Here is a 21,780-nt window from a genome sequence, read left to right as displayed (position 1 = left end):
GAAGCCCTGCGGGAATGTGTACGCACGGCATGTGAGGCGATTGCGCGCAAGCGTCCACGTATAATCCTTCGCTTGCCGAGGCGGGCCGTCGCCCTGCCGTCATCCACCGCTGCGAGCAGGATCGAAGGCCCATGAGCCACTCCCCCGCGACCGAAGACACGCGCTGGCGCTTCTGGATCGACCGCGGCGGCACCTTCACCGACGTGGTCGCGGTCGACGATGCCGGCGCCCTACGGCGCATGAAGCTGTTGTCCGAAGACCCCGAGCATTACGCCGACGCCGCGGTCGAGGCGGTGCGCCGCATCCTCGGTGTCGCACCAGGTGAGGCCCTGCCGGTCGCGCGCATCGCGGAGGTGCGCATGGGGACGACCGTGGCCACCAATGCCCTGCTCGAACGCAAGGGCGCGCGGGTGCTGCTGGTCACCGCCCGCGGCCTGGGCGACGCCCTATGGATCGGCTACCAGAACCGCCCCGAGCTGTTCGCGCTGCACATCCGCCGCCCCGACCCCTACTACGCCGAAATCCTGGAGATCGACGGCCGGCTCGACTCCACGGGCCGCGAACTCGCACCGCTCGACCCGGAGGCGCTGCGCGCAGGGCTGGCCGCGGCACGCGCACGCGGCTGCGAGGCCTGCGCCATCGTGCTGCCCCATGCCTTTGCTCATCCTCGCCACGAAATACAGGTGGCCGAGCTGGCTGCAGCCGGCGGCTTCGCCGAGGTCAGCGCCTCGCACGCGGTCGCGCCGCAGCTCGGCTTCATCGCCCGCGGGCAGACCACCGTGATCGACGCCTACCTGACGCCGCCGCTGCGCCGCTATGTGCGCCAGGTGGCCGAGGGCCTTTCCGGTGCGCCACTGTACTTCATGAAGTCCGACGGCGGCCTGTGCGCCGCCGATCAGCTGCGCGGTTCCGACGCCATCCTGTCGGGGCCGGCCGGCGGCGTGGTCGGCGCCGTGGGCGCGGCCGCTGCGGCCGGCTTCGAGCGCCTGATCGGCCTCGACATGGGCGGCACCTCCACCGACGTCTGCCACTACGCCGGCGAGCTGGAGCGCTCGGCGCATACCGAGGTGGCGGGTCAGCGTCTGCTGCGCCCCACGCTCGCGGTGCACACCGTGGCCGCGGGCGGCGGCTCCATCGTCGGCCTCACCCAGGGCCGACTCACCGTGGGGCCTGCCTCCGCCGGTGCCGATCCCGGGCCCGCCTGCTATCGACGCGGCGGCCCGCTCACGCTCACGGACTGCAATCTCTTCCTCGGCCGCCTGGTGCCCGAGCGTTTCCCGCAGGTCTTCGGGGCCGGCGCCGACCAGCCGCTCGACCCCGAGGCCGCGGCGGCGCAATTGCGGGGGCTGGCCGCCGAGCTGCCCGACGCGACCGCCGAGACCGTGGCCGCCGGCGCCCTCGCCGTCGGCGTCGCGCACATGGCCGAGGCGATCCGCAAGATCACCCTCGGCCAGGGCCGAGACATCGAGACCCACTGTCTGATCGGCTTCGGCGGCGCCGGCGGCCAGCACGCCTGTCAGGTAGCCGACGCGCTCGGCCTGCGCCGCGTGGTCCTGCCGCCGCTCGGCGGCGTGCTGTCCGCCTACGGCATCGGCACCGCCGCAGTCTCCGCCCTGCGCCGGCGCAGCCTGGAACGCCCGCTGGCCGAGGTCGGCGGAACGCTGGCGGAGGACTTCGCCGCCCTCGCCCGGGAGGCGCTGCCCGAGCTGGCCGCCGCCGGCGGCCGGACGCACGACACCCTGCGCCGGTTCCACCTGCGCTACCGCGGCGCCGACACCGGCCTCGTCCTCGACTGGTCGCCGGAGGCGGACCTGGCCGCGGCCTTTCACGCGTGTCACGCGGAAACCTTCGGCTTCGCGCAGGACAGCGAGGTGCTCGTCGGCGCGCTCGAAATCGAGCTGCGCCTGCCGGGCCATGCCGCCGTGCCCCTCGCCGCCCCGCAGGGCGCCGAGGCCGCGCCGCTCGGCCGCCAGCGCGCGTGGTTCGACGGCTGGCGCGAGGTACCGGTCTACGCGCGTGCCGAGCTGCCCGCGGGACAGACGATCGACGGCCCCGCCATCCTCGCCGAGGACATCGCCACCACCGTGGTCGAACCGGGCTGGCGGCTGCGCGTGCTCGCCGACGGCGCCCTGCTGCTGGAGTCCGTCGCGGCGCGCGCAAGCCGCCCCGAGGCCGAGGCCCCCGGCACGGCACCCGATCCCATCCGCCTGGAGCTGTTCCGCAACCGCTTCATGGCCATCGCCGAGCAGATGGGCGAGGTCCTGCGCCAGACCGCGCACTCGGTGAACATCAAGGAGCGCCTGGACTATTCCTGCGCACTGTTCGACCCCGCCGGCGGGCTGGTCGCCAACGCCCCGCACATGCCGGTGCATCTCGGCTCGATGAGCGAGACGGTCAAGACCCTGATGTCGCGCCAGACCCTGCGCCCCGGACAGGTGTGGGTGCAGAACAACCCCTATGCCGGCGGCACCCACCTGCCCGACGTAACCGTCATCACGCCCGTGTTCGACACGGCCGGCGAGGCACTGCGTTTCCTGGTCGCGAGCCGCGCCCACCACGCCGACATCGGCGGCATCACGCCCGGCTCGATGCCCCCGGGCAGTCGGCGCATCGAGGAGGAGGGCGTGTTGATCGACGACTTCCTGCTGGCCGAGGACGGCCGCCTGCGCGAGCCGGCGCTGCGCGAACTGCTCGCCGCCGGTCCCTATCCGGCGCGCAACCCGACGCAGAACGTGGCCGACCTGAAGGCCCAGATCGCCGCCAACCACCGCGGCTGGCGCGAACTCCTGCGCACCGTCGACGAGCTTGGCCTCGCCACCGTGCAGGCCTACATGCGCCACATCCAGGACAACGCAGAGGCGGCGGTCCAGGCGCTGCTGGCGCGCCTGCCCGAGGGCCGCTTCGAGACCGTCATGGACAATGGCGCGCGCATCGCCGTGGCCGTGCGCATCGAGCGCGCGCAGGGCAGGGCGACGGTCGATTTCACCGGCACCTCGCCGCAGCGTACGGACAACTTCAACGCGCCCACCGCCGTCACCCGCGCGGCCGTGCTCTACTGGCTGCGCACGCTGGTCGGCGAGGACATCCCGCTCAACGACGGCTGCCTGGAACCGGTGCGCATCGTGATCCCGTCCGGCTGCCTGCTCGCGCCCGCGCCGCCCGCGGCGGTCGTCGCCGGCAACGTCGAGATCAGCCAGGTGGTGGCCGAATGCCTGTTCGCCGCCGTCGGTGCCTGCGCCTCCGCGCAGGGCACGATGAACAACCTGAGCTTCGGCAGCGACGCCTTCCAGCACTACGAGACCCTCGGCGGCGGCTCCGGCGCCGGGCCGGACTTCGACGGTACGGCCGCGGTCCACGCGCACATGTCCAACTCACGACTGACCGACCCCGAGGTCATGGAGTGGCGCTTCCCGATCCGCGTCGAGGCCTTCACCCTGCGTCCCGGCACCGGCGGCGCGGGTCGGCATCGCGGCGGCGACGGCCTGGTGCGCCGGCTGCGCCTGCTCGAACCGATGACCGTGGCGGTGCTCTCCAACCGCCGCAGCACGGCCCCCTTCGGGCTCGCGGGCGGCACCGACGGCGCGCCCGGGGTCAACCGGCTGATCCGTGCCGACGGCCGCGAGGAAAATCTCGGCGCCTGCGACCAGCGCGAGGCGGCGGCCGGCGACCTGCTGTCCGTGGAAACCCCCGGCGGCGGGGGCTACGGGCGCGAAACCGGCGGCGACTAAGAGGCGAGCTCGGCGCACCGCAGCGAGGCATGCGCGGCGGCCGCGCCCCGGCACGAAGCATACGCGCGCGCGCAGGCGCCATGACGCCGCAACCGAAAATCCGAGCAAATCGATAGGATTTCAACAAGATACGCCGACAGGTCGCGAACGTCCGCCAGCTGGCACCGATCATGCAGGGTTACGTACACACGACAAGCGCTGAGGAATACCGCACACAGCATTCAAGCGACGGACACAGCCACAGGCAGGCCGTCGAAAACACACATTAAAGGCGACTAGGGTTCCGCCCGTACCCACGGGGCCTGGACCGAGAGTCGCCGGCCCCGGATGCGGGGCTACACGGCGGGATAAAAGCCCGGGAGAGCGAATACGAACGTATTCCTCCCCGGGCTTTTCTTTTTTTGGGCCAACCATAACGGAGAAAGCATCGATGAGTACGAAACCGACGATCAAGTTTGCCCTGGGTTGCCTGCTTGCCGCCTCGGCGCTCGCCGGCGGCACCGCCTCTGCCATGCCGACTGTCAGCATCGGCACGGTGGTCTGGATCGGCTATGCGCCGCTCTACGTGGCCGAACACATCCACGCCTTCGAGAAACATGGCGTCAAGGTCAAGTTCACCAACTTCTCCGACAACGCCACCATGCCGGCGGCGGTCGAGGGCGGTTCCATCGACGGCGCCACCCTGACCTACGATCAGGTACTGCCGGGCGCCGCCAAGGGCTGGGATCTGCAGGTCGCGCTGCCCATCGACTACTCCAGCGGCGCCGACGCCATGGTCTCCACCGACGACATCACCAGCGTCAAGCAGATCCGCGGCATGAACGTCGCCTACAACGCCCTTTCGCCGTCCGCCTTCCTGCTCGCCTACGCGCTGCAGAAGAACGGCATGAGCCTCAAGGACGTGCACTCGGTGAACATGGACCCCGGCGCGGTACCGGCGGCCCTGATCGGCGGCAACGTCAAGGTCGGCGTGACCTACGAACCCAGCGTCTCCTCGGTGGTCAAGGCCGACGGCGGCAAGCGCTTCCACGTGCTCTTCTCCAGTCGCAAGGCGCCGGGGCTGATCACCGACGTGCTGGTGTTCAAGCACAGCTACATCGTCAAGCACAAGGCCGAGGTCAAGGGCATGGTCGAGGCGTATTACGACGGATTGGCCTACATGAAGGCCCACCCGAAGAAGGCCGCGGTGTATATCGCCGAATCCATGGGCATCAAGCCCGACGAGGTCGCCAGCCAGCTCGACGGCATCCACAACCCGACCCCGGCGCAGGCGGTGATGAACTTCAAGCCGTCCAAGGCCATCGACTCGTTCTATACCAGCGGCAAGGTGATCGGCGGCATCCTCATCGCCAACGGCACGATGCACAAGATGCCCGACCTCGCCAAGACGCTGTACCCCCACTTCGTGGAGGCCATCGCCGCCGGCCATTGAGGCGGCGGCACGGTCCATTCGGAGGACGACCATGCAAACCTGGACCACGAGACTCGCGGCGCTGGCGCCGCGTGAACCCGGCGGCACCCTGGCGACCTGGGCCTTCCTCGCCTATGCGACCCTGGGTTATGCGCTCGGCGTCTGGCTGCTCACGCAACCGGAGCCGTTGCTCGCCGCCCTCGGCGTGCTGCTGACGGCACACACCCTGGTGATCGCGGCCTATTTCATCCACGAATTCGCGCACATGACGGTGTTCCGTGCACGCGCGACCAACGAACGCTTCGGGGCGATCATGGCCTGGATCACCGGCGCCTGCTACGCCTCCTTCGACAGCCTGCGCCGCAAGCATCTGCGCCACCACGCCGACCGTGCGGACATCATCACCTTCGACTACCGCGGCTTCCTGCGCCGCCTGCCGGCGCCGCTGCGCGGGCTCGTGTTCGGCCTGGAATGGCTGTACGTACCGGCAGTGGAGCTGCTCATGCACGGCTTCGTCATCGCACTGCCGTTCATCTCCGCGGAACGCCGCAGCGAACGCGGACGCGTGCTGCGCGTACTGGCGATCCGCCTCGCGCTGTTCGCCGCGCTCGGCTTCTACGCGCCTCGCGCGCTGTGGCTGTACGCCCTCGCCTACCTGCTGTTTCTCAGCGTGCTGCGCTTCGTCGACGCCTTCCAGCACACCTACGAGGCCTATCCGCTGCTCGACAGCGGCAAGCCGCCCGAGATGCCGGCTCGCGACCGCGAGTACGAATACCGCAACACCTATTCCAATCTGGTGTCGGTCGCGCACCCCTGGCTCAACCTGCTGACCCTCAACTTCGTCTACCACAACGCCCACCACGCGCGCGCCAGCGTGCCCTGGTTCCGCCTGCCGGCGCTGCACCGCGATCTGTACGGCGCGTCCGACCCGCAGGTGCTGCCGATGCGCGAGTTGCTGCGCACCTATCACCGCAATCGCATGGCCCGCATGCTCGACGGCGACTACGGCACGGTCGGCGAAGGTCCGGGGCGGGCCGACGGCTTCGTCGGCGCGGTCGGCGTCTCCTTCCTCACGGCGGTGTGACGTGCAGATCGACCTGAGCGGCAGGACCGCCCTGGTCACCGGCGCCGCCAGCGGCATCGGCCGGGCCACCGCGCTGGCCCTCGCGGAGGCCGGCGCGCGGGTGGCGGTCAACCACCTAGACCGCGCGGCCGAGGCCGATGAGGTGGTCGACCGGCTGCGCGCGCTGGGCGCGCGCGCCATCGCCTGCGAGGCGGACGTCTCCGACGGCGCCCAGGTCGGGGCAATGATCGACAAGGTCGTGGCCGCGCTCGACGGCATCGACATCCTGGTCAACAACGCCGGCATCATCCTCGAACGCCCCTTCCTCGACATGGACGAGGCGGACTGGGACCGCGTACTCGGCACCGACCTCAAGTCCGTGTTCCTGTGCTGCCGCGCCGCCCTGCCGGACATGCTGGCCCGCGGCGGCGGCTGCATCGTCAACGTCGCCTCGGAGCTGGGCTATCTCGGCCGCGCCGGTTACGCCGCCTACACCAGCGCCAAGGCCGGCGTGATCGGGCTCACCCGCTCGCTGGCGCGCGAGTTCGCGCCCACGATCCGCGTCAACGCGGTCGCGCCCGGCCCCGTCGCCACGGCCATGCTCGACCCCTCGCTGATGAGCCCCGAGGTGATCGCCCGCGAAACGGACATTCCCCTCGGCCGCCTCGGCCAGCCCGAGGAGATCGCCGCCAGCGTCGTCTTCCTCGCCTCGCCGCTCGCCTCGTTCTACTGCGGACAGACGCTGGGGCCGAACGGCGGCGCACTGATGACCTGACCCCGGAGCCGAAACCGATGAGCGAAGTCCGCATGGAACGCATGAGCTGGGTGGAGTACCGCCGCCGCGTCGAGACCGACGATCCGGTGGTGTTCCTGCCCTGCGGGTCGCTGGAACAGCACGGGCCGCACCTGCCGCTGGGGGTGGATGCGATGCTCTCCACCGCGGTCGCCTGCGAGGCGGCGCGCCGCTGCGGCGGCATCGTCGCCCCCGCGCTGGCCTACGGCTACAAGTCGCAGCCGCGCTGCGGCGGCGGCCAGCATTTTCCCGGCACCACCAGCCTCGACGGCGACCACCTCAGCCAGCTCGCGCGCGACGTGATCCGCGAGTTCGCCCGTCACGGCGTGCGCAAGCTCGCCCTCGTCGACGGCCACTACGAGAACCAGTGGTTCCTGATCGAGGGCATCGATCTCGCCCTGCGCGACCTCGGCCGCGACTGCGGCCTGCGCGTGCTGCGCACCGAATACTGGGATTTCTGCACCGAGGACGTGCTCGGCGAGGTGTTCCCCGACGGCTTTCCCGGCTTCGCCCTGGAGCACGCCGCCGTCATCGAAACCTCGCTGATGCTGCACTTCCACCCGGACCTGGTGTGGACCGACCGCATTCCCGACGACGGCCCCGCCGAATTCCCGCCCTACGACCTCTACCCGCCCGAGACCGAGCGCGTGCCGCCCTCCGGCGTGCTGTCCTCGGCGCGCGGCGCCAGCGCCGCCAAGGGCGCCCTGCTGGCCGAGGCGGTCTGCGGCGGCCTCGCGCAGGCGGTCGCCGCGGCCTTCGCGTGACCGGACCCGCCGCGTGGCCGCCGACATCGCCCTGCTGGTGATCGACATGCAGCGCGACTTCTGCGAGCCGGGCGGCTACGCCGCGCAGGCCGGGCTCGACGTCGCGCGCCTGCGCGCGCCCATCCCGCACATCGCTCGCCTGCTGGACGCGGCGCGGGCACAGGGCCTGACCGTGGTGCACACCCGCGAGGGCCACCGCCCCGATCTCGCCGACCTTACCCCGGCGAAGCGCGACCGCTGCGCGGCGGCGGGCGCGCCGGTCGGCGATCCCGGCCCGCTCGGCCGGCTGCTGGTGTGCGGCGAATACGGCCAGGACATCGTGGACGAACTGGCGCCGCTGCCCGGCGAAACGGTGATCGACAAGCCCGGCTACAGCGCCTTCCACGCCACCGATCTCGACCGGCACCTCGCGGCCGCCGGCATCCACCGGCTGGTGATCGCCGGCGTGACCACCGACGTCTGCGTACACTCCACCCTGCGCGCGGCCGTCGATCTCGGCTACCGCTGCACCACCGTCGCCGACGCCTGCGCGGCGGCCGACCCCGCGCTGCACACGGCCGCCCTCGCGATGATCCGCGGGGAAGGCGGCGTGTTCGGCGCGGTCGCCGATACCGACACCGTCCTGCGCGCCTGGCGCACCGAGCACCCCGGAGACGACGCATGACCCGCAGCATCCGACTCGCCCCGCTGCTGACCGGCATCCATCGCTACGAGAAGACCCTGTCAACGCGCAACCGCGGGCATGGGATCTTCATCGAGGCACCCATCCTCGCCTACCTGATCGAGACGCCGCAGGGCCGCATCCTGTACGACGTCGGCTGTGACTACGGCAAGCTCAGCGATCCCGCGCGGCGCGCGCGCTACTACGACCATGCGGCCTTTCCGTTCGGACCGCCGGAGATGCGCGAGGAGGACCGCCTGCCGAGCCGGCTCGCGCGTCTCGGGCTCGCCCCCGCCGACATCGACCTCGTGTTCGTCGGTCACCTGCACTTCGACCACGCCGGCGGGCTGTGCGAGGTCTGCGGCGCGGAAATCCACGTGCACCGGCGCGAATGGGAGGCGGCGCGCGCGCAGGCCGACGAGGCCTACTTCCAGGACGATTTCGCCGGCGACTACCGCTGGCGCTACGCGGACGGCGAATACGAACTCGCCCCCGGCGTGCGCGCCATCGAAAGCCCCGGCCACACCGCCGGACACATGTCGCTCTACGTCGAGCTGCCCAAGGGCCCGCCGATCATTCTTGCCGGCGACGCGGCCGACCTCACCGAGAACCTGGAGGACGAGATCGCGCCGGGGCTGTGCTGGCAGGACCGCGAGGACATGGCGGTCGCGAGCATCCGCAAACTCAAGCGCACGGCGCAGGAGACCGGCGCCGTGCTATGGCCCAACCACGACATGGCCTTCTGGCGTTCGCGCAAGCCGTTTCCCGGGTTCTACGACTAGTAGACCCCCTTAGGCATCCCGGCAGAGCGCCTCGCGGAAATACAGGTCGGCGATCTCCTCGGCCGTGACGGGTTTGCTGAACAAGAATCCCTGGCCGTAACGGCAGCCCTGCGCGCGCAGCCAGTCGCACTGCGCCTGGGTCTCGATGCCCTCGGCCAGCGAGCGCAGACCGAGGCTGTGCGCGAGCTGCACCGTGGCCACCACGATGGCGTCATCGTCGTTGTCGCCGGGCACGCCGTCGACGAAGGAACGGTCGATCTTGAGCGTGTCGATGGGCAACGACTTCAAACGGCTGAGCGAGGAATATCCGGTGCCGAAATCGTCCAGGGCGATGCTGTAACCGGCGGTATGGAAGGACTGCACCACGGATTCCATGTGCTGCGGATCTTGGCCCATCACGCTTTCGGTAATTTCCAACTCGACGTAGCGGCTGTCCACGCCGGTGCGCTCAATCACCTCGACAATGCGATCAGCAACTCCACTGTGCCACAGTTGGCGGGCCGAAAGATTGACCGCCACCTTGAGCGGAACGCCCGCTTCATGCCATGCACGCGTCTGCCGAAAGGCCTGATCGAGCACCCATTCGCCTAGCGGCAGAATCAGTCCGGTATCCTCGGCGACCGGGAGGAAATCGCCGGGCAGCAGCAATTTTTCTCCATCCTGCCAACCGGCGAGCGGGAGCGAAGATCACGTCCTCGGGTTGCTCGATCGCCACACCCCAGCCCAGTGAAGGGTAGACGGCAGGGCTCTGGATGACGTGCGTCGCGAGCATCGCGCGGTCGTCATGATGCACCAGATGCACAACCTCGATTTCGCCGGAACTCGCCAGTCTGCGTTGGATCGCCGCATGCTCATCCGTATGGGTATGCGGCTGTTGCCCCATGTTGGGTGCGTAGCTAGCAAGGACATCACCAGCGCGGTCGAACAGATAAATATCCCCGGTGCGAAAACCGTGCTTGAGCATGCCGGCTATGGCAGGCCAGTGATATAGCGCCACTATCACTCCGGTCACGGGATCCTCTACCTCCATCCCACTGGGTGAAGGCTTTTTCTCCTGTTCGGCACGAATCGGGGCAGCGAATACCAGAATCGGCTCGCCGTTCTTGGTCCGGCGACGCAGCAGGCCACCGAACGTCTCTCCGCCCAGGGCCCGACGAAATGCCGAGGCGTAGAGGGTATCCAGCACATTACCTCCGCCCTGTTGCACCTGACCGGCGCTCAGCAGCTTGTCGCCCTGTCGGTCGAACACCTCTAGACCGTCCCAGGGTCCGGTGTACTCGGCACGATCGGCCAATTCCTGGCTCAGCAGCAGGGTGTTACTGGACGTTCGCTCGACGGGGAAGGTGACATACAGTTTGAGAAATGCATCCTCGGTCAGGATGCGCACGATCGAGAGCATCATCGACCTTGTTGAGAATCCCATGAGACGCTGCCAGCTGGCTATTGATGGCATCTTCCTGGAGCACGTTGCTCATGGTGCGATAGCTCAAGGCGCCCAGCACCCCTGCCGTCACGCAGGCGGCCACAACCACCACCAGGCCGAACTTGAAGCTCAGTCTCATTCTTGTCTCCGCCGGAGAAGCGAATTCGCAGACCCCAGACGCCGGCCTGATCGAGACACCCTCCTTAATTCTCTTCTGAGACTAATACCCAACAACCCAAATCGCCAGGCAAATGGGCAATCTCACGGTCGCCGATTGCAGCCCCGGTTCCTCGCAGACGCTATACTCCAACAATAAGAATTTGTTATAAATTTCCTGAGCGACAATCAACCGTCTGGGAAGCTTGCTGGCGCACCGAATAACGGCGCCCAACCCTGAACCGGGAGCATCCATGCGTCGTAATCTTCCCCAGGGGCAAGGCCATCGCGAATTCGCACTGCGCTATTGGCGGCCACTCCTCATCGCCTGTCTGGCGCTATTCACCTGGCTGAACAGCCAAGATGCCTGCGCAGGGCGCATGATTCGGGTCGGCGTCTATGAGAACCCACCCAAGATATTCATTGAGAACGGTCGAATTTCAGGCATCTTCGGTGACCTGCTATATGCCATTGCCGACCGCGAGGGTTGGCAGGTACAGCCGGTGGCCTGCACATGGCGCAAGTGTCTGCAGGAGCTTCGCGAAGGCAAAATCGATCTGATGCCGGACGTTACCTACAACGAGGAACGCGCCAGATTTCTCGATTTCGGCTCAATCCCCGCGCTGCATGGCTGGTCCGAACTTTACCGCAACCCCCACGTGATGATCGTCACGGTGCACGATCTGGTCGGTAAACGGATCGGCGTGCTCGCCGATTCCAGCCAGGAGCGCTATCTGCGCCAGATGCTGCACGATTTCGGTGTGCGCAAGGCCGGCATCGTACCCCTGGATAGTCTCGACCAAGCATTTGCCCAAGCAGCACAGGGCAATATCGACGCCGTGGCCACGAATTATTTCTTCGGTGACATCGCAGCACGGCGCTACGGCCTCAAGGCCACACCGATCATCTTCCAACCCAGCCAGCTTTATTTCGCGGTCCCCAAGGGAACCAATCGGGACCTGCTTGAGGCCATCGATTTCTATCTCGGCCAGTGGATCACCACACCCGAGTCGCCCTATTACCGGATATTGGAACACTGGAAGGCCGCGGTCGGCGAAACCCATATTCCGGCCTCCGTCTGGTGGAGCGTGGGTCTGCTTAATCTGCTGCTGGTACTGGCGCTCGTCACCATGTGGCTGCAGCGACGCCAGGTACTGGCACAGGGCCGCCACCTACAGATCACGGAGGCCAAGCTCGCCGTGATCCTCGACAGCGTGGATGCCTGCATTTTCATCAAGGACGAAGACCTGCGCTATCAGTATGTGAACCATCGACAGACCTTGCGTCTAGACCGCGATTCCGAGGCGATTCTCGGGCAGACCGACGATGCCCTGTTCGATAGCGAAACCGCCGAGCGCATGCACACTGAGGATCAGCACGTGCTCGTCAGCGGAGAAACCTTGACCATCGAAGAACAAGGTACGGGCAATCCGCGCGCAACCGGTCGCACCTACCTGACCGTTAAACAACCACTGCGCGACGAACGCGGCAGGATTTACGCCTTGTGCGGCATCTCGACGGATTTCACCGCACACAAACGTGCCCAGGAAAAGATCCATCAGCTCGCTTTCTACGATCCACTCACCGGCCTGCCCAACCGTGCCCTGCTGCTCGACCGCGCCCGTCATGCCCTCGACGACTATGCGCGGGAACGTTCGCTCGGCGCCCTGCTGTTCATCGATCTCGACAACTTCAAGGTACTCAACGACACCCTGGGGCATGCGCACGGCGACCGTCTGCTCGAGCTGGTGGCCGCCCGTCTCGGTGCCCTAGTCAGACGCAACGATACCCTGGCGCGCCTGGGCGGCGACGAGTTCGTGCTGCTGATGGAACGCCTGGGCAGCGACTTGGACGCGGCCATTGCGCGTACCGAAGGCGTCGCGCGTCAGCTACTCGACTCCTTCGCCGATCCATTTCTGCTGAACGGCAACCGCCACAACATCACCACCAGTATCGGCGCGGCGCTGTTTTCCGAAGTCGGCAACCGTGTCGACGAGTTGCTCAAACGCGCCGATATGGCCATGTACGAGGCCAAGGCCGCCGGGCGCAATCAGGTCAAGTTCTTCGATCCTCTGATGCAGGCCTCGCTGTCCGCGCGCGCGGCCCTGGAGACGGAACTGCGCGAGGCGATCACCCACCGACATTTCCTGCTCTACTACCAGCCGCAAGTCGATGCCTCTGGCCTGCTCATCGGCGCCGAGGCCCTGTTGCGCTGGGAGCATCCGCACAAGGGGCTGATCACCCCTGGTAGATTCATCGCCGAGGCCGAGTCCTCGGGGCTTATTATTGCCATCGGCCAATGGATTCTGCGCACTGCCTGCGAGCAGCTCGTGACCTGGAGCCAGCAGCCGGGGTATGCCGATCTGCCGTTGTCGGTCAACGTCAGTGCACGGCAGTTCCACCACCCGGATTTTGTGGCCGACGTCCTGCACATCCTCAAGGAAACCGGGGCCAACCCCGAACGCTTAGGCCTGGAACTGACTGAAACCCTCCTCGCCGAGGATATGGATACCCTGATCGAAAAGATGAAGGCATTGCGCACACATGGCATACGCTTTTCACTCGACGATTTTGGCACCGGCTACTCTTCCCTGAGCTACCTCAAGCGCCTGCCGCTGGATCAACTCAAGATCGACCAGTCCTTCGTCCAGGACCTGCTCGACGACCCCAACGATGCGACCATCGTGAAGACCATTCTGGCTCTCGGCAGCAGCCTGGATCTCGAGGTCATCGCCGAAGGTGTAGAGACGGCGGCACAGCGTGACGCCCTGCTCACCTTCGGCTGCCATTGCTTCCAGGGCTATTTCTTCGGGCACCCGGGACCCGCGGAAAAACTCCCCTCGACCCTCGATCCATGATCTGACGCGCTTCGGCATTGCCCTGAGAACCTTGTGGACATAGGATTGTCCTACCCACTGGACCGCACCACCGAATCACCCGGCGGTTCGCCACTCCGCTGCGGAGCGAGACACATGGAACTGCGTCAACTGGGCCGGCAAGGCCCCCGCACCGGCACCCTGGGCCTCGGCTGCATGGGCATGTCCGGCATGTACGGCCCGGCCGATCACGCCATTGCCATCCGTACCATCCATGCCGCGCTCGACGCCGGCATCACGCTACTCGACACCGGCGACTTCTACGGCATGGGGCACAACGAGCTGCTGATCGCCGAGGCACTGAAGGATCGGCCGCGCGATGCCGTACAGATCAGCGTGAAGTTCGGCGCCTTGCGCGACCCGGCCGGCGGCTGGGGCGGCTATGACGCGCGCCCCGCGGCCCTCAAGAACTTTCTCGCCTATTCGCTGCAGCGCCTGGGTGTCGATCATATCGACATCTACCGCCCTGCACGACTCGACCCGCAAGTGCCCATCGAGGATACCGTCGGCGCCATCGCGGACATGGTCCAGGCCGGCTATGTGCGCCATATCGGTCTTTCCGAGGTCAGCTCCGCGACCTTGCGCCGCGCCGCTGCCGTGCACCCGATCAGCGACCTACAGATCGAATACTCGCTGATCTCACGCGACATCGAACACGGCATCCTCCAGACCTGCCGCGAGCTCGGCATCGGCATCACGGCCTACGGCGTGCTTTCGCGCGGACTGCTCAGCGGGCGCTGGCGCCCCGGCGCCTCGAAACCGGGCGACGGCCGCGGACGCTTCCCTCGCTTCCAACCCGGCAATGTCGAACGCAACATCGCGCTGGCCGACACCCTCACCCGCTTCGCCGCGATCAAGGGCGCCACCGGCGCGCAGATCGCCATCGCCTGGGTCGCCGCACAGGGCGAGGACATCGTCCCGCTCGTCGGCTCGCGCACCCCTGGCCAACTCGCCGAGGCCCTGGCCGCGCTCGAACTCGAACTCACCGCCACCGATCTCGCCGAACTGGATCGCGCCCTGCCCGAGCACGCCGTCGCCGGCGGGCGTTATCCGGAGTCCATGCTGGCGAGCCTCGACAGCGAACGAGGCGATGCGGTAGCCGACTGATTCTTAACTCCCGCAGCCCCGCTGGGGCTTCGGGACACAGACCCGGCTATTTCTCACCCAACAGCTGAATCGCAAAGCGGACCAGATCCCGCCCGCTGTCAAGCTGCAGCTTGTCCTTGAGATTGGCGCGATGGGCTTCGATGGTCTTGGTGCTGCGATTCAGCTTTTCGGCGATGTCCCGGGTGCCGAATCCCAGGGCGATCAGATGCAGTATCTCGAACTCGCGCTCCGTGATCCCGGCGATCTGGTCCGACTTGCCTCGCGCATTCGACATCAGCTGCTGGGCTGCCCGGTTGAGCATACCGGCGCTGAGGTAGACGTTTCCGTCCAGCACCTGGCGCACCGCCGACAGGATGTGCTCGGTACCTTCCTGCTTCATGAGGTAGCCGTTGGCGCCGGCGCGCAGGGCCCGTTCGGCGAACAGCGCCTCGTCGTGCATGCTCAGGGTCAGAATGGCCAGTTGGCGATAGTTCTGCCTCAGCGTCTTGATCAGATTGAGTCCCGAGCCGCCGTTCAATGAGATGTCGACGATTGCGAGGTCATGCTCGCATTCCGCCATCGCCGCCAGCGCGCTGTCCTTGTCCGAGGCCTCGCAGCAAACATGGAATTCGTCATAAAGCCCCAGGAACTTGGCTATCCCTTCGCGCACGATCGGATGATCGTCGACGATCAGGATCCGCGCCGGGGGCTTCGAGCTTGCCGGCATCGTCGATGCGCTCATGGATTCGCTTCCACCGGGCAGACGACCGTCACCGTTGTGCCCACCTGGGGCTCGCTGTGGATACTCAGGGTGCCATCCAGCAGGCTGGCCCGATATTGCAGATTGTGCAGTCCCATCCCTCGCGCCTTCTCGTTCGATCCGTTCATCCAATCGGAGCCCGGGTCGAAACCCACGCCATCGTCGCTGACTGTCAGCCGGTACAGGCCGTCGACCTGACTCAGTTCGATCCTGAGGTTGCGGGCCTGTCCGTGTGTGATCGCATTGTTCACCGCTTCCTGCGCCATGCGGTAGAGGTTTATCGCCAAAAACGACCTCTGTAGCTCCACGTCGGGATCGGCGTGGAAGTCGCAGGAAACGCCCTGCAGTGCACGCGTGTTTTCCGCCAGATGGCCCAATGCCGTGACCAGGCCATGCGCCTCCAGCACGGCCGGGTAGAGGTTCCGCGCAAAGGCGCGCACCATCTTCGTGGCTTCATTGATCGAATCGACGATGCGTTTGGCCGCCACGGCCTCGGTGCGCCCCTCAGCCTGGAGCTGCTGATGCAAGGTGGCGCAGAAAAACGCCGTACTCGTCAAATGCTGGCCTAGGCCATCGTGCAATTCCATGCCGATGGTTCTTTGTTGCCTTTCGTCGGCCTGCAGCAGTTCGCTTTCCAGATGCTTGCGCTCCGCGATCTCGCGTTTCAACTGCTGATTGGCCTGCGCCAATTCCGCGGTCCGCTCCTGAACCCGGCTTTCCAGCCCATCCCGGGACTGGGTCAGCTCCTCTCGCGCCACCCGTTGCTCATTGCCCATGGCGGCCAGCAGCAAGCCGATCATCGACATGACATTGATGAACAGACAGAGCAGCAGCAGATTATCGAGCGGGGTAGAAGCCGAAAAGGGTCCGATCCCGTGCTTGGTCCCCCAGATGGCCGATACGGCCACAATGGGGTTCAACAATGCGGCACCCCACATGCCGAAGCGCAGCGCGCCCCAGATGATGAAGGGGAAAATGGCTAGCGCGGCGGGATAGTAGCCATGCCCATGCTTGGTGGGTGTACCGAATATCACGAACAGCAGCGTCAGCATCATTCCCAGCAGGACCACGCCTTCAAGCAGGCGTGCTCGCGATGGCCTGGGAAGCGCATGCGTCAGCACCACCAGCAGGATGGGCGCCACTGCCAGCACGCCCAGCATGCCGGCCACCCACCATTTGAGGAAATACCATCCCATTTCATGCGCGGGTACCAGCCCGGCCAAATGCAATACGGCCAGCCCCGGCAAGGCACTGAAGGTCGTCGCCAGGATGGCGGACAGGGAAACCAGTGCGAACACGTCCTGACGGCGGCTCAGGCTCAGATTGAAATCGGTCAGGTTACGCAGCAGGTAGGCCCCGCCGAGATATTCCAGGTTGTCGCAAAGTGCGATGGCAACAGCCACGCCCGAAGGCAGACCCAGCGACAGATTCAGGAAAAACGAACCGATGGCGATCCCGTAAAACATCCGGTAGCCGAAGGCCAGCATGGCAACCAGGGACAGACCGCTGGGCGGCGATATGACGGTCACGTAGGAATGATCGATGGACAGCATCACCCCGACTCGACCCATGACGAAGAAGAGGACGGCCACGCCAACCTGTCGTGACAGGTCGGCGAACAACGCTTTGGACCTCAACACATTCACGGACACACGGCCCGAGGTGGCGACTCGCATATGAAAGGATCGGCAAACATGAGAATGATGGGACTTACTAATGCGAATTAGGGGTTTTACCTAATTCAGCGAAGCCGCCTGCTCCAGTAAAGTTTTCCATGGCTGTATTCGGATGGTTATCCCTCGGCATATTCCCAAGGGGCAGGGTTTCGAGCAAGCACAATCCGACACCACGGCTGCGCAGAATACACGGCTGCGCCTCTTTCGCGAACAGGCCGAATCCGGCGCCGGCGAAAGACAGCCATCCACAGCAGATTGACGATGCGGATTGGGTATTACGCAAGCACGGTACGACATCTATCGCGCCTGCCTGTAACACCCTCTCGCAAACAAATTACGCGCGTCCAAGGCGGCTTCGAGGCCGACGGACCGCAGATATCAGGCATGCGCCCTCGCCGCATAACACCCATATGCAACCCGCGAGCGGGTCAGCATGGGAATAGGTCTGCATGGCCCGCGAAATTCAAAACCAGAAACCACTACAACCTTCACCGAGGCAATACCGAGATGCAAGCTAACAGCCTGGAAAACATTCAAACCCGAGGAAAAACCGTCACCAGACAGCGCAGGCACACTGGCCCCACGGAAAGCATGTCGCGCGCCCTGAAATCACTGGCGCATCCGTTGAGGTTGGCATTGCTCGACACGCTGGGCGACAAGGAAATGAGCACCAAGGAACTTCAGCAGCAGGTCGGCTCAACACAGCAGAATGTCTTGCAGCATCTCGGCATCCTGCACGATGGGGGCTGGGTCGCGAGACGGCGCATCGGGCCATCATACATTTATCGCGCCAATACCACCGGCACCACTGAAGTATACGAACTCATCAAGGATATTATTTACCCGTCGTGATCCCCGCAGGCACAGGGAAAGACACCACGGGTAAGACAACAGCCGTGCCATAGCGGTTACGCAATCGCGAAAGCCGGTCCCATCACGGTCCATTGATCTACTCGGAACGATGCGACTCGTGCGAAGAAGGCCCCGGCGAAACCGGGGCCTTCTTCGTTTCCGAAACCTCCCCGCATAGGCTCGAAATACGCACGCCTAATTCATCGACAGACTGGTAATCTTAAGCACACTGCCCAACGGACAACTGATGTGGACATCCGCCACGCCCGCATCGAGGATGCCGAGACCGTCGTACAACTGTATCTCGGCTACGACCGTCCACCCGAACCCGCTATCGCCCCCGCCGACCTCGTGCGCTTGTTCGCGGATATCACCCGTACCGGCTATATCGCGGTCGCGGACGACGACGGTGAAATCGTCGGTTCCTACACGCTGTATTTCTGCGCCTCGCTGGCACGCGGCGGACGCCCGTTCGCAGTGATCGAAAACGTCATAGTCGCCGCGCACCGACGCCGCCAGGACGTCGGACGCGCCCTCATGGCGCACGCACGCGATGCGGCACATGACGCGGGGTGCTACAAGGTCATGTTGGCAACCGGTGCCCGCCGGCCGCAGAATCTGGCGTTCTACGAATCCTGCGGTTTCAGCGGAGACAAGGTCGGTTTCCAGATACGCTTCGATGCCTGACGACCGCAGGAGTCACACGCAGCCCAACCCGGGTCCGGATCTATGAGGACGAACACATGAGCGAACAACCCAAAATCGCCCGCAAGGGCCCCTACGCCGTCGCCGTGGAGGCCAACAAATCCTACTTCTGGTGTGCCTGCGGATACAGCCGCCAGCAGCCCTTCTGCGACGGCTCGCACACGCGCGGCGGATTCACCCCACTGCAGTTCACCGCGGAACGCACGGAAACCGTCTATCTGTGCGGCTGCAAGCGCACCGGCAACCCGCCCTTCTGCGACGGTACGCACGAAACCTTGTAATCGACCGCGCAAATCCGATGCGACCTGTTGGCCGCCGCGGTCCGCTCAGCTACGCTTGACCATTCGATCCGCTGGACAGAGGCAATCAGGTGGACACCCCATCGGGCTTACGCAACCCGGGCGTCATGGCCGCGCTGGCCGCCGCCCTGCTGTTCGGCGCGGGCACACCGCTGGCCAAGGCGCTGCTGAGCGACGTCGGGCCGTGGCTGCTCGCCGGCCTGCTCTACCTCGGCTCGGGCATCGGCCTGATGGCCTACCGCATCGTCACGCGCGCCCCGCGCGTGTCCATTTCGCGTACCGAAGTCCTCTGGTTCGCCGGCGCCGTGGCGGCCGGCGGCATCGTCGGGCCGGTACTGTTGATGTTCGGCCTGACCCGCATGCCGGCCACCGGGGCGTCGCTGCTGCTCAATGCCGAGAGCGTGTTCACCGCACTGCTGGCCTGGTTCGCCTTCAAGGAGAATTTCGACCGGCGCATCGCCCTGGGCATGGCCGCCATCGTTCTGGGCGCGGTGGTAATCAGCTGGCCGGGCGAGGCCCGCTTCGCCGGATGGTGGCCCGCACTGGCGATCCTGGGCGCCTGCCTTGCCTGGGGCATCGACAACAACCTGACACGCAAGGTCTCGCTCAGCGACGCCGCGTGGATCGCCGGCATCAAGGGCCTGGTCGCGGGCATCGTCAATCTCGGGCTGGCACTGGCGCTGGGCGCCACCCTGCCGAGCCCGTCCGCGATCGCCGGGGCGATGCTCGTCGGCCTGATGGCCTACGGCGTCAGCCTGACGCTGTTCGTCGCCGGGCTGCGCCACCTCGGCACGGCCCGTACCGGCGCGTATTTCTCGGTGGCGCCGTTTTTCGGCGCCGCCCTCGCGGTACTGATGGGCGAACCCTTCACCCTCAAGCTGCTGGTCGCCGGCGCGTTGATGGGCCTGGGCACCTGGCTGCACCTGACCGAGCATCACGCACACCGGCATACGCACGAGGCGCTGCTGCACGAACACGCGCACGTCCACGACGAACACCACCAGCACACGCACCCGTTTCCCGTCGCCCCCGACACCCGACACAGCCATGCCCACCGGCACGAGCCGCAGACGCACGCCCACGCACACTTTCCCGACGCGCATCACCGCCATGGCCACTGACTGCGTCGACGCGGGCGCGTTGACCCCACAAACCGCCATGCACCAGTCGGCCTGAGCCGATGAACAGCCGTTCCCGGCCGCCCGCTAGGCGCATACCGATCCCGAGCCCCGAGTGGGACGCGATCGCCGCCGACGTCAAACGGGCCATGCGCCAGACCGCAAAGCTGAACCGGCTCGGCTTCGAGGACGCTGCGCAAATCCGGGCGCTGTTCGGCGAATTGACCGGCCAACCGGTCGACGAGACCTTCAAGCTGATCCCGCCGTTTCATACGGAATGCGGGCGCAACATCCGCATCGGGCGCAAGGTCATCATCAACCAGGGCTGCACCGTCTACGACATGGGCGGGGTGGAGATCGCCGATCTGGTGATGATCGGACCGAACGTGAGCCTGATCACCGCGAGCCACCCGCTCGACCCGGCCGAGCGGCGCGCCTTTATCGAGGTCAGACCCATCGCCATCGGCAGGAACGTCTGGATCGCCGCCGGCGCGACCGTCCTCGGCGGCGTGAGCATCGGCGAGAACGCCGTGGTGGGCGCCGGTGCCGTGGTCACCCGGGACGTCCCGCCGAACACCTTCGTGGCCGGCGTGCCAGCCAGGGTCGTACGCGAACTCGGCGACGAAGCCGGCGGTTGATGCATACACAGCCTTCGTCCATCCATCCGCCGGACTTGCCCCCCTTGCACCACCGGCAGTAAGGGCGTTCCGCTCATCTTCACCGTACCGTGGTCAGTTTCTACTCGCATCAAGAAGTGCATTTCTCTATCTTGGGTATCTTATATGAGCGAACCTCAGCTTCGCATGGCACGAAATTGGATTTCGCCAATCAAGCCGCTAATATTCCACATATTTCTTAAAAACCATGCGAAATTTACGTGAAAAACACACGCATGCCGAATAAAAATATATATGTAAAATCAAAAGGTTAGTAACACAACCATCCTGGCCCGCCTCTTGCTCACATCCCCCCTGCTACCTGCAGTCGAAAGCTAACTCAGGACACGCAGAGGAGATTGACCATGTCACTCAAACAGCAGTTGGAATCCGACTTCGAGAGCCGCAAGCATTGGGCGCTGCGTCGGCAGATGGGCATCCCGAACAATCGCAGGCTTTGGGTCTGCGCCTGCATGGACGAACGCCTGCCCGTGGACGAAGCGCTCGGCATCCGCGGCGACCACGGCGACGCCCACGTGTTCCGCAATGCGGGCGGGCTGATCACCGATGACGCGATCCGTTCCGCCATGCTCACCTGCAACTTCTTCGGTACCGAGGAAATCGTCATCATCAACCACACCGAGTGCGGCATGATGTCGGCGCACACGGACACCCTGGTTCGCGCACTGCGCGAAAAGGGGATCGACGTCGACAAGGTGCAGCTCGACCCCGACCTGCCCGAGCTGACCCTCAGGGAAGGCTCGTTCGGCAAATGGATCAAGATGTTCAGCGACGTCGACGAAGTCTGTGCGCGTCAGGTCGAATACGTGCGCAATCACCCCCTGATCCCGGATCACGTCACCGTCAGCGGCTGGATCTGGGAGGTGGAAACAGGGCACCTACGTCCGCCGCATTTCCGCGTAGGCGAAAAGGTGAACACCAACAAGGCCATGGGCGCCAAATAAACCGTC

General features: G+C 65.8%; 19 protein-coding genes and 1 riboswitch. Of the genes, 15 read left to right on the top strand and 4 right to left on the bottom strand.

Going from position 1 to position 21,780, the window contains the following annotated elements:
- Positions 1–131 precede the first annotated feature (131 nt).
- The 7 genes from BJI67_RS01885 to BJI67_RS01855 all read left to right on the top strand — a co-directional run bounded on the left by BJI67_RS01885 (position 132) and on the right by BJI67_RS01855 (position 9,202).
- Positions 132–3,728: a hydantoinase B/oxoprolinase family protein gene (locus BJI67_RS01885; protein ID WP_070071586.1), complete on the top strand. Its 3,597-nt coding sequence runs from the start codon at positions 132–134 to the stop codon at positions 3,726–3,728.
- Between the two features lie 264 nt (positions 3,729–3,992).
- Positions 3,993–4,092: riboswitch (guanidine-I (ykkC/yxkD leader) on the top strand.
- A 66-nt stretch (positions 4,093–4,158) separates the two neighbouring features.
- Complete coding sequence (locus tag BJI67_RS01880) at positions 4,159–5,160, top strand: ABC transporter substrate-binding protein (protein ID WP_070071585.1); 1,002 nt, start codon at positions 4,159–4,161, stop codon at positions 5,158–5,160.
- Positions 5,161–5,191: 31 nt separating this feature from the next.
- Positions 5,192–6,223 (top strand): fatty acid desaturase family protein, encoded by a 1,032-nt coding sequence (locus BJI67_RS01875; protein WP_083250548.1) that lies wholly within the window; start codon positions 5,192–5,194, stop codon positions 6,221–6,223.
- A gap of 1 nt (position 6,224) precedes the next feature.
- Positions 6,225–6,977 carry an SDR family NAD(P)-dependent oxidoreductase gene (locus tag BJI67_RS01870; protein WP_083250547.1) on the top strand — a complete coding sequence of 251 codons (753 nt, stop codon included), beginning with the start codon at positions 6,225–6,227 and terminating at the stop codon, positions 6,975–6,977.
- Between the two features lie 17 nt (positions 6,978–6,994).
- Positions 6,995–7,759 carry a creatininase gene (locus BJI67_RS01865; protein ID WP_070071584.1) on the top strand — a complete coding sequence of 255 codons (765 nt, stop codon included), beginning with the start codon at positions 6,995–6,997 and terminating at the stop codon, positions 7,757–7,759.
- A gap of 13 nt (positions 7,760–7,772) precedes the next feature.
- Positions 7,773–8,423 (top strand): cysteine hydrolase family protein, encoded by a 651-nt coding sequence (locus tag BJI67_RS01860; protein WP_197513242.1) that lies wholly within the window; start codon positions 7,773–7,775, stop codon positions 8,421–8,423.
- Entirely contained in the window at positions 8,420–9,202 is a 783-nt protein-coding gene (locus BJI67_RS01855; RefSeq protein ID WP_070071583.1) for an N-acyl homoserine lactonase family protein, read from the top strand. The genes BJI67_RS01860 and BJI67_RS01855 overlap by 4 nt, the downstream gene beginning before the upstream one ends.
- A gap of 9 nt (positions 9,203–9,211) precedes the next feature.
- Here BJI67_RS01855 and BJI67_RS01850 read toward each other — a convergent pair whose 3' ends face one another.
- Positions 9,212–9,850, bottom strand: a complete 639-nt coding sequence (locus tag BJI67_RS01850; protein ID WP_083250546.1) for an EAL domain-containing protein — start codon at positions 9,848–9,850, stop codon at positions 9,212–9,214.
- A complete protein-coding gene (locus BJI67_RS01845) occupies positions 9,741–10,625 on the bottom strand; it encodes a cache domain-containing protein (RefSeq protein WP_156781988.1) in 885 nt (294 codons plus the stop codon). The genes BJI67_RS01850 and BJI67_RS01845 overlap by 110 nt, the downstream gene beginning before the upstream one ends.
- 410 nt (positions 10,626–11,035) lie before the next feature.
- Between BJI67_RS01845 and BJI67_RS01840 the strand changes: the two genes are divergently transcribed.
- A complete protein-coding gene (locus BJI67_RS01840; RefSeq protein WP_083250545.1) occupies positions 11,036–13,639 on the top strand; it encodes an EAL domain-containing protein in 2,604 nt (867 codons plus the stop codon).
- Positions 13,640–13,753: 114 nt separating this feature from the next.
- Positions 13,754–14,764 (top strand): aldo/keto reductase, encoded by a 1,011-nt coding sequence (locus BJI67_RS01835; protein WP_070071580.1) that lies wholly within the window; start codon positions 13,754–13,756, stop codon positions 14,762–14,764.
- Positions 14,765–14,810: 46 nt separating this feature from the next.
- Here BJI67_RS01835 and BJI67_RS01830 read toward each other — a convergent pair whose 3' ends face one another.
- Positions 14,811–15,485, bottom strand: a complete 675-nt coding sequence (locus tag BJI67_RS01830) for a response regulator (RefSeq protein ID WP_083250544.1) — start codon at positions 15,483–15,485, stop codon at positions 14,811–14,813.
- On the bottom strand, positions 15,482–17,095 hold the full coding sequence (locus tag BJI67_RS01825; RefSeq protein ID WP_197513240.1) for a sensor histidine kinase: 1,614 nt from the start codon (positions 17,093–17,095) through the stop codon (positions 15,482–15,484). The genes BJI67_RS01830 and BJI67_RS01825 overlap by 4 nt, the downstream gene beginning before the upstream one ends.
- Positions 17,096–17,686: 591 nt before the next feature.
- On the opposite strand from BJI67_RS01825, the gene BJI67_RS17710 reads away from it, so the two are divergent.
- From BJI67_RS17710 to BJI67_RS01795, 6 genes are all read left to right on the top strand, one after another.
- Positions 17,687–18,031, top strand: coding sequence for an ArsR/SmtB family transcription factor (locus BJI67_RS17710; protein WP_197513239.1), 345 nt, complete (start codon positions 17,687–17,689; stop codon positions 18,029–18,031).
- A 249-nt stretch (positions 18,032–18,280) separates the two neighbouring features.
- Positions 18,281–18,718 carry a GNAT family N-acetyltransferase gene (locus BJI67_RS01815; protein ID WP_070071578.1) on the top strand — a complete coding sequence of 146 codons (438 nt, stop codon included), beginning with the start codon at positions 18,281–18,283 and terminating at the stop codon, positions 18,716–18,718.
- 56 nt (positions 18,719–18,774) lie between these two features.
- A complete protein-coding gene (locus BJI67_RS01810; protein ID WP_070071577.1) occupies positions 18,775–19,017 on the top strand; it encodes a CDGSH iron-sulfur domain-containing protein in 243 nt (80 codons plus the stop codon).
- Positions 19,018–19,106: 89 nt separating this feature from the next.
- Complete coding sequence (locus BJI67_RS01805) at positions 19,107–20,156, top strand: DMT family transporter (protein WP_269449607.1); 1,050 nt, start codon at positions 19,107–19,109, stop codon at positions 20,154–20,156.
- Positions 20,157–20,215: 59 nt separating this feature from the next.
- Positions 20,216–20,791 carry a sugar O-acetyltransferase gene (locus tag BJI67_RS01800; protein ID WP_070071575.1) on the top strand — a complete coding sequence of 192 codons (576 nt, stop codon included), beginning with the start codon at positions 20,216–20,218 and terminating at the stop codon, positions 20,789–20,791.
- A 383-nt stretch (positions 20,792–21,174) separates the two neighbouring features.
- Complete coding sequence (locus BJI67_RS01795) at positions 21,175–21,774, top strand: beta-class carbonic anhydrase (RefSeq protein WP_070071574.1); 600 nt, start codon at positions 21,175–21,177, stop codon at positions 21,772–21,774.
- Positions 21,775–21,780: the final 6 nt, after the last annotated feature.

It is taken from the genome of Acidihalobacter aeolianus, assembly GCF_001753165.1.
Taxonomy (GTDB): domain Bacteria; phylum Pseudomonadota; class Gammaproteobacteria; order DSM-5130; family Acidihalobacteraceae; genus Acidihalobacter; species Acidihalobacter aeolianus.
This window is presented reverse-complemented; position numbering and strand designations above follow the sequence as displayed.

Excerpts from the sequence above, each read along its gene's own strand:
- BJI67_RS01880 (WP_070071585.1), top strand. The coding sequence starts at position 4,159 with ATGAGTACGAAACCGACGATCAAGTTTGCCCTGGGTTGCCTGCTTGCC.
- BJI67_RS01875 (WP_083250548.1), top strand. The coding sequence starts at position 5,192 with ATGCAAACCTGGACCACGAGACTCGCGGCGCTGGCGCCGCGTGAACCC.
- BJI67_RS01845 (WP_156781988.1), bottom strand. The coding sequence starts at position 10,625 with ATGGGATTCTCAACAAGGTCGATGATGCTCTCGATCGTGCGCATCCTG.
- BJI67_RS01885 (WP_070071586.1), top strand. The coding sequence starts at position 132 with ATGAGCCACTCCCCCGCGACCGAAGACACGCGCTGGCGCTTCTGGATC.
- BJI67_RS01835 (WP_070071580.1), top strand. The coding sequence starts at position 13,754 with ATGGAACTGCGTCAACTGGGCCGGCAAGGCCCCCGCACCGGCACCCTG.
- BJI67_RS01855 (WP_070071583.1), top strand. The coding sequence starts at position 8,420 with ATGACCCGCAGCATCCGACTCGCCCCGCTGCTGACCGGCATCCATCGC.
- BJI67_RS01795 (WP_070071574.1), top strand. The coding sequence starts at position 21,175 with ATGTCACTCAAACAGCAGTTGGAATCCGACTTCGAGAGCCGCAAGCAT.
- BJI67_RS01865 (WP_070071584.1), top strand. The coding sequence starts at position 6,995 with ATGAGCGAAGTCCGCATGGAACGCATGAGCTGGGTGGAGTACCGCCGC.
- BJI67_RS01830 (WP_083250544.1), bottom strand. The coding sequence starts at position 15,485 with ATGAGCGCATCGACGATGCCGGCAAGCTCGAAGCCCCCGGCGCGGATC.
- BJI67_RS01840 (WP_083250545.1), top strand. The coding sequence starts at position 11,036 with ATGCGTCGTAATCTTCCCCAGGGGCAAGGCCATCGCGAATTCGCACTG.
- BJI67_RS01810 (WP_070071577.1), top strand. The coding sequence starts at position 18,775 with ATGAGCGAACAACCCAAAATCGCCCGCAAGGGCCCCTACGCCGTCGCC.
- BJI67_RS17710 (WP_197513239.1), top strand. The coding sequence starts at position 17,687 with ATGCAAGCTAACAGCCTGGAAAACATTCAAACCCGAGGAAAAACCGTC.
- BJI67_RS01800 (WP_070071575.1), top strand. The coding sequence starts at position 20,216 with ATGAACAGCCGTTCCCGGCCGCCCGCTAGGCGCATACCGATCCCGAGC.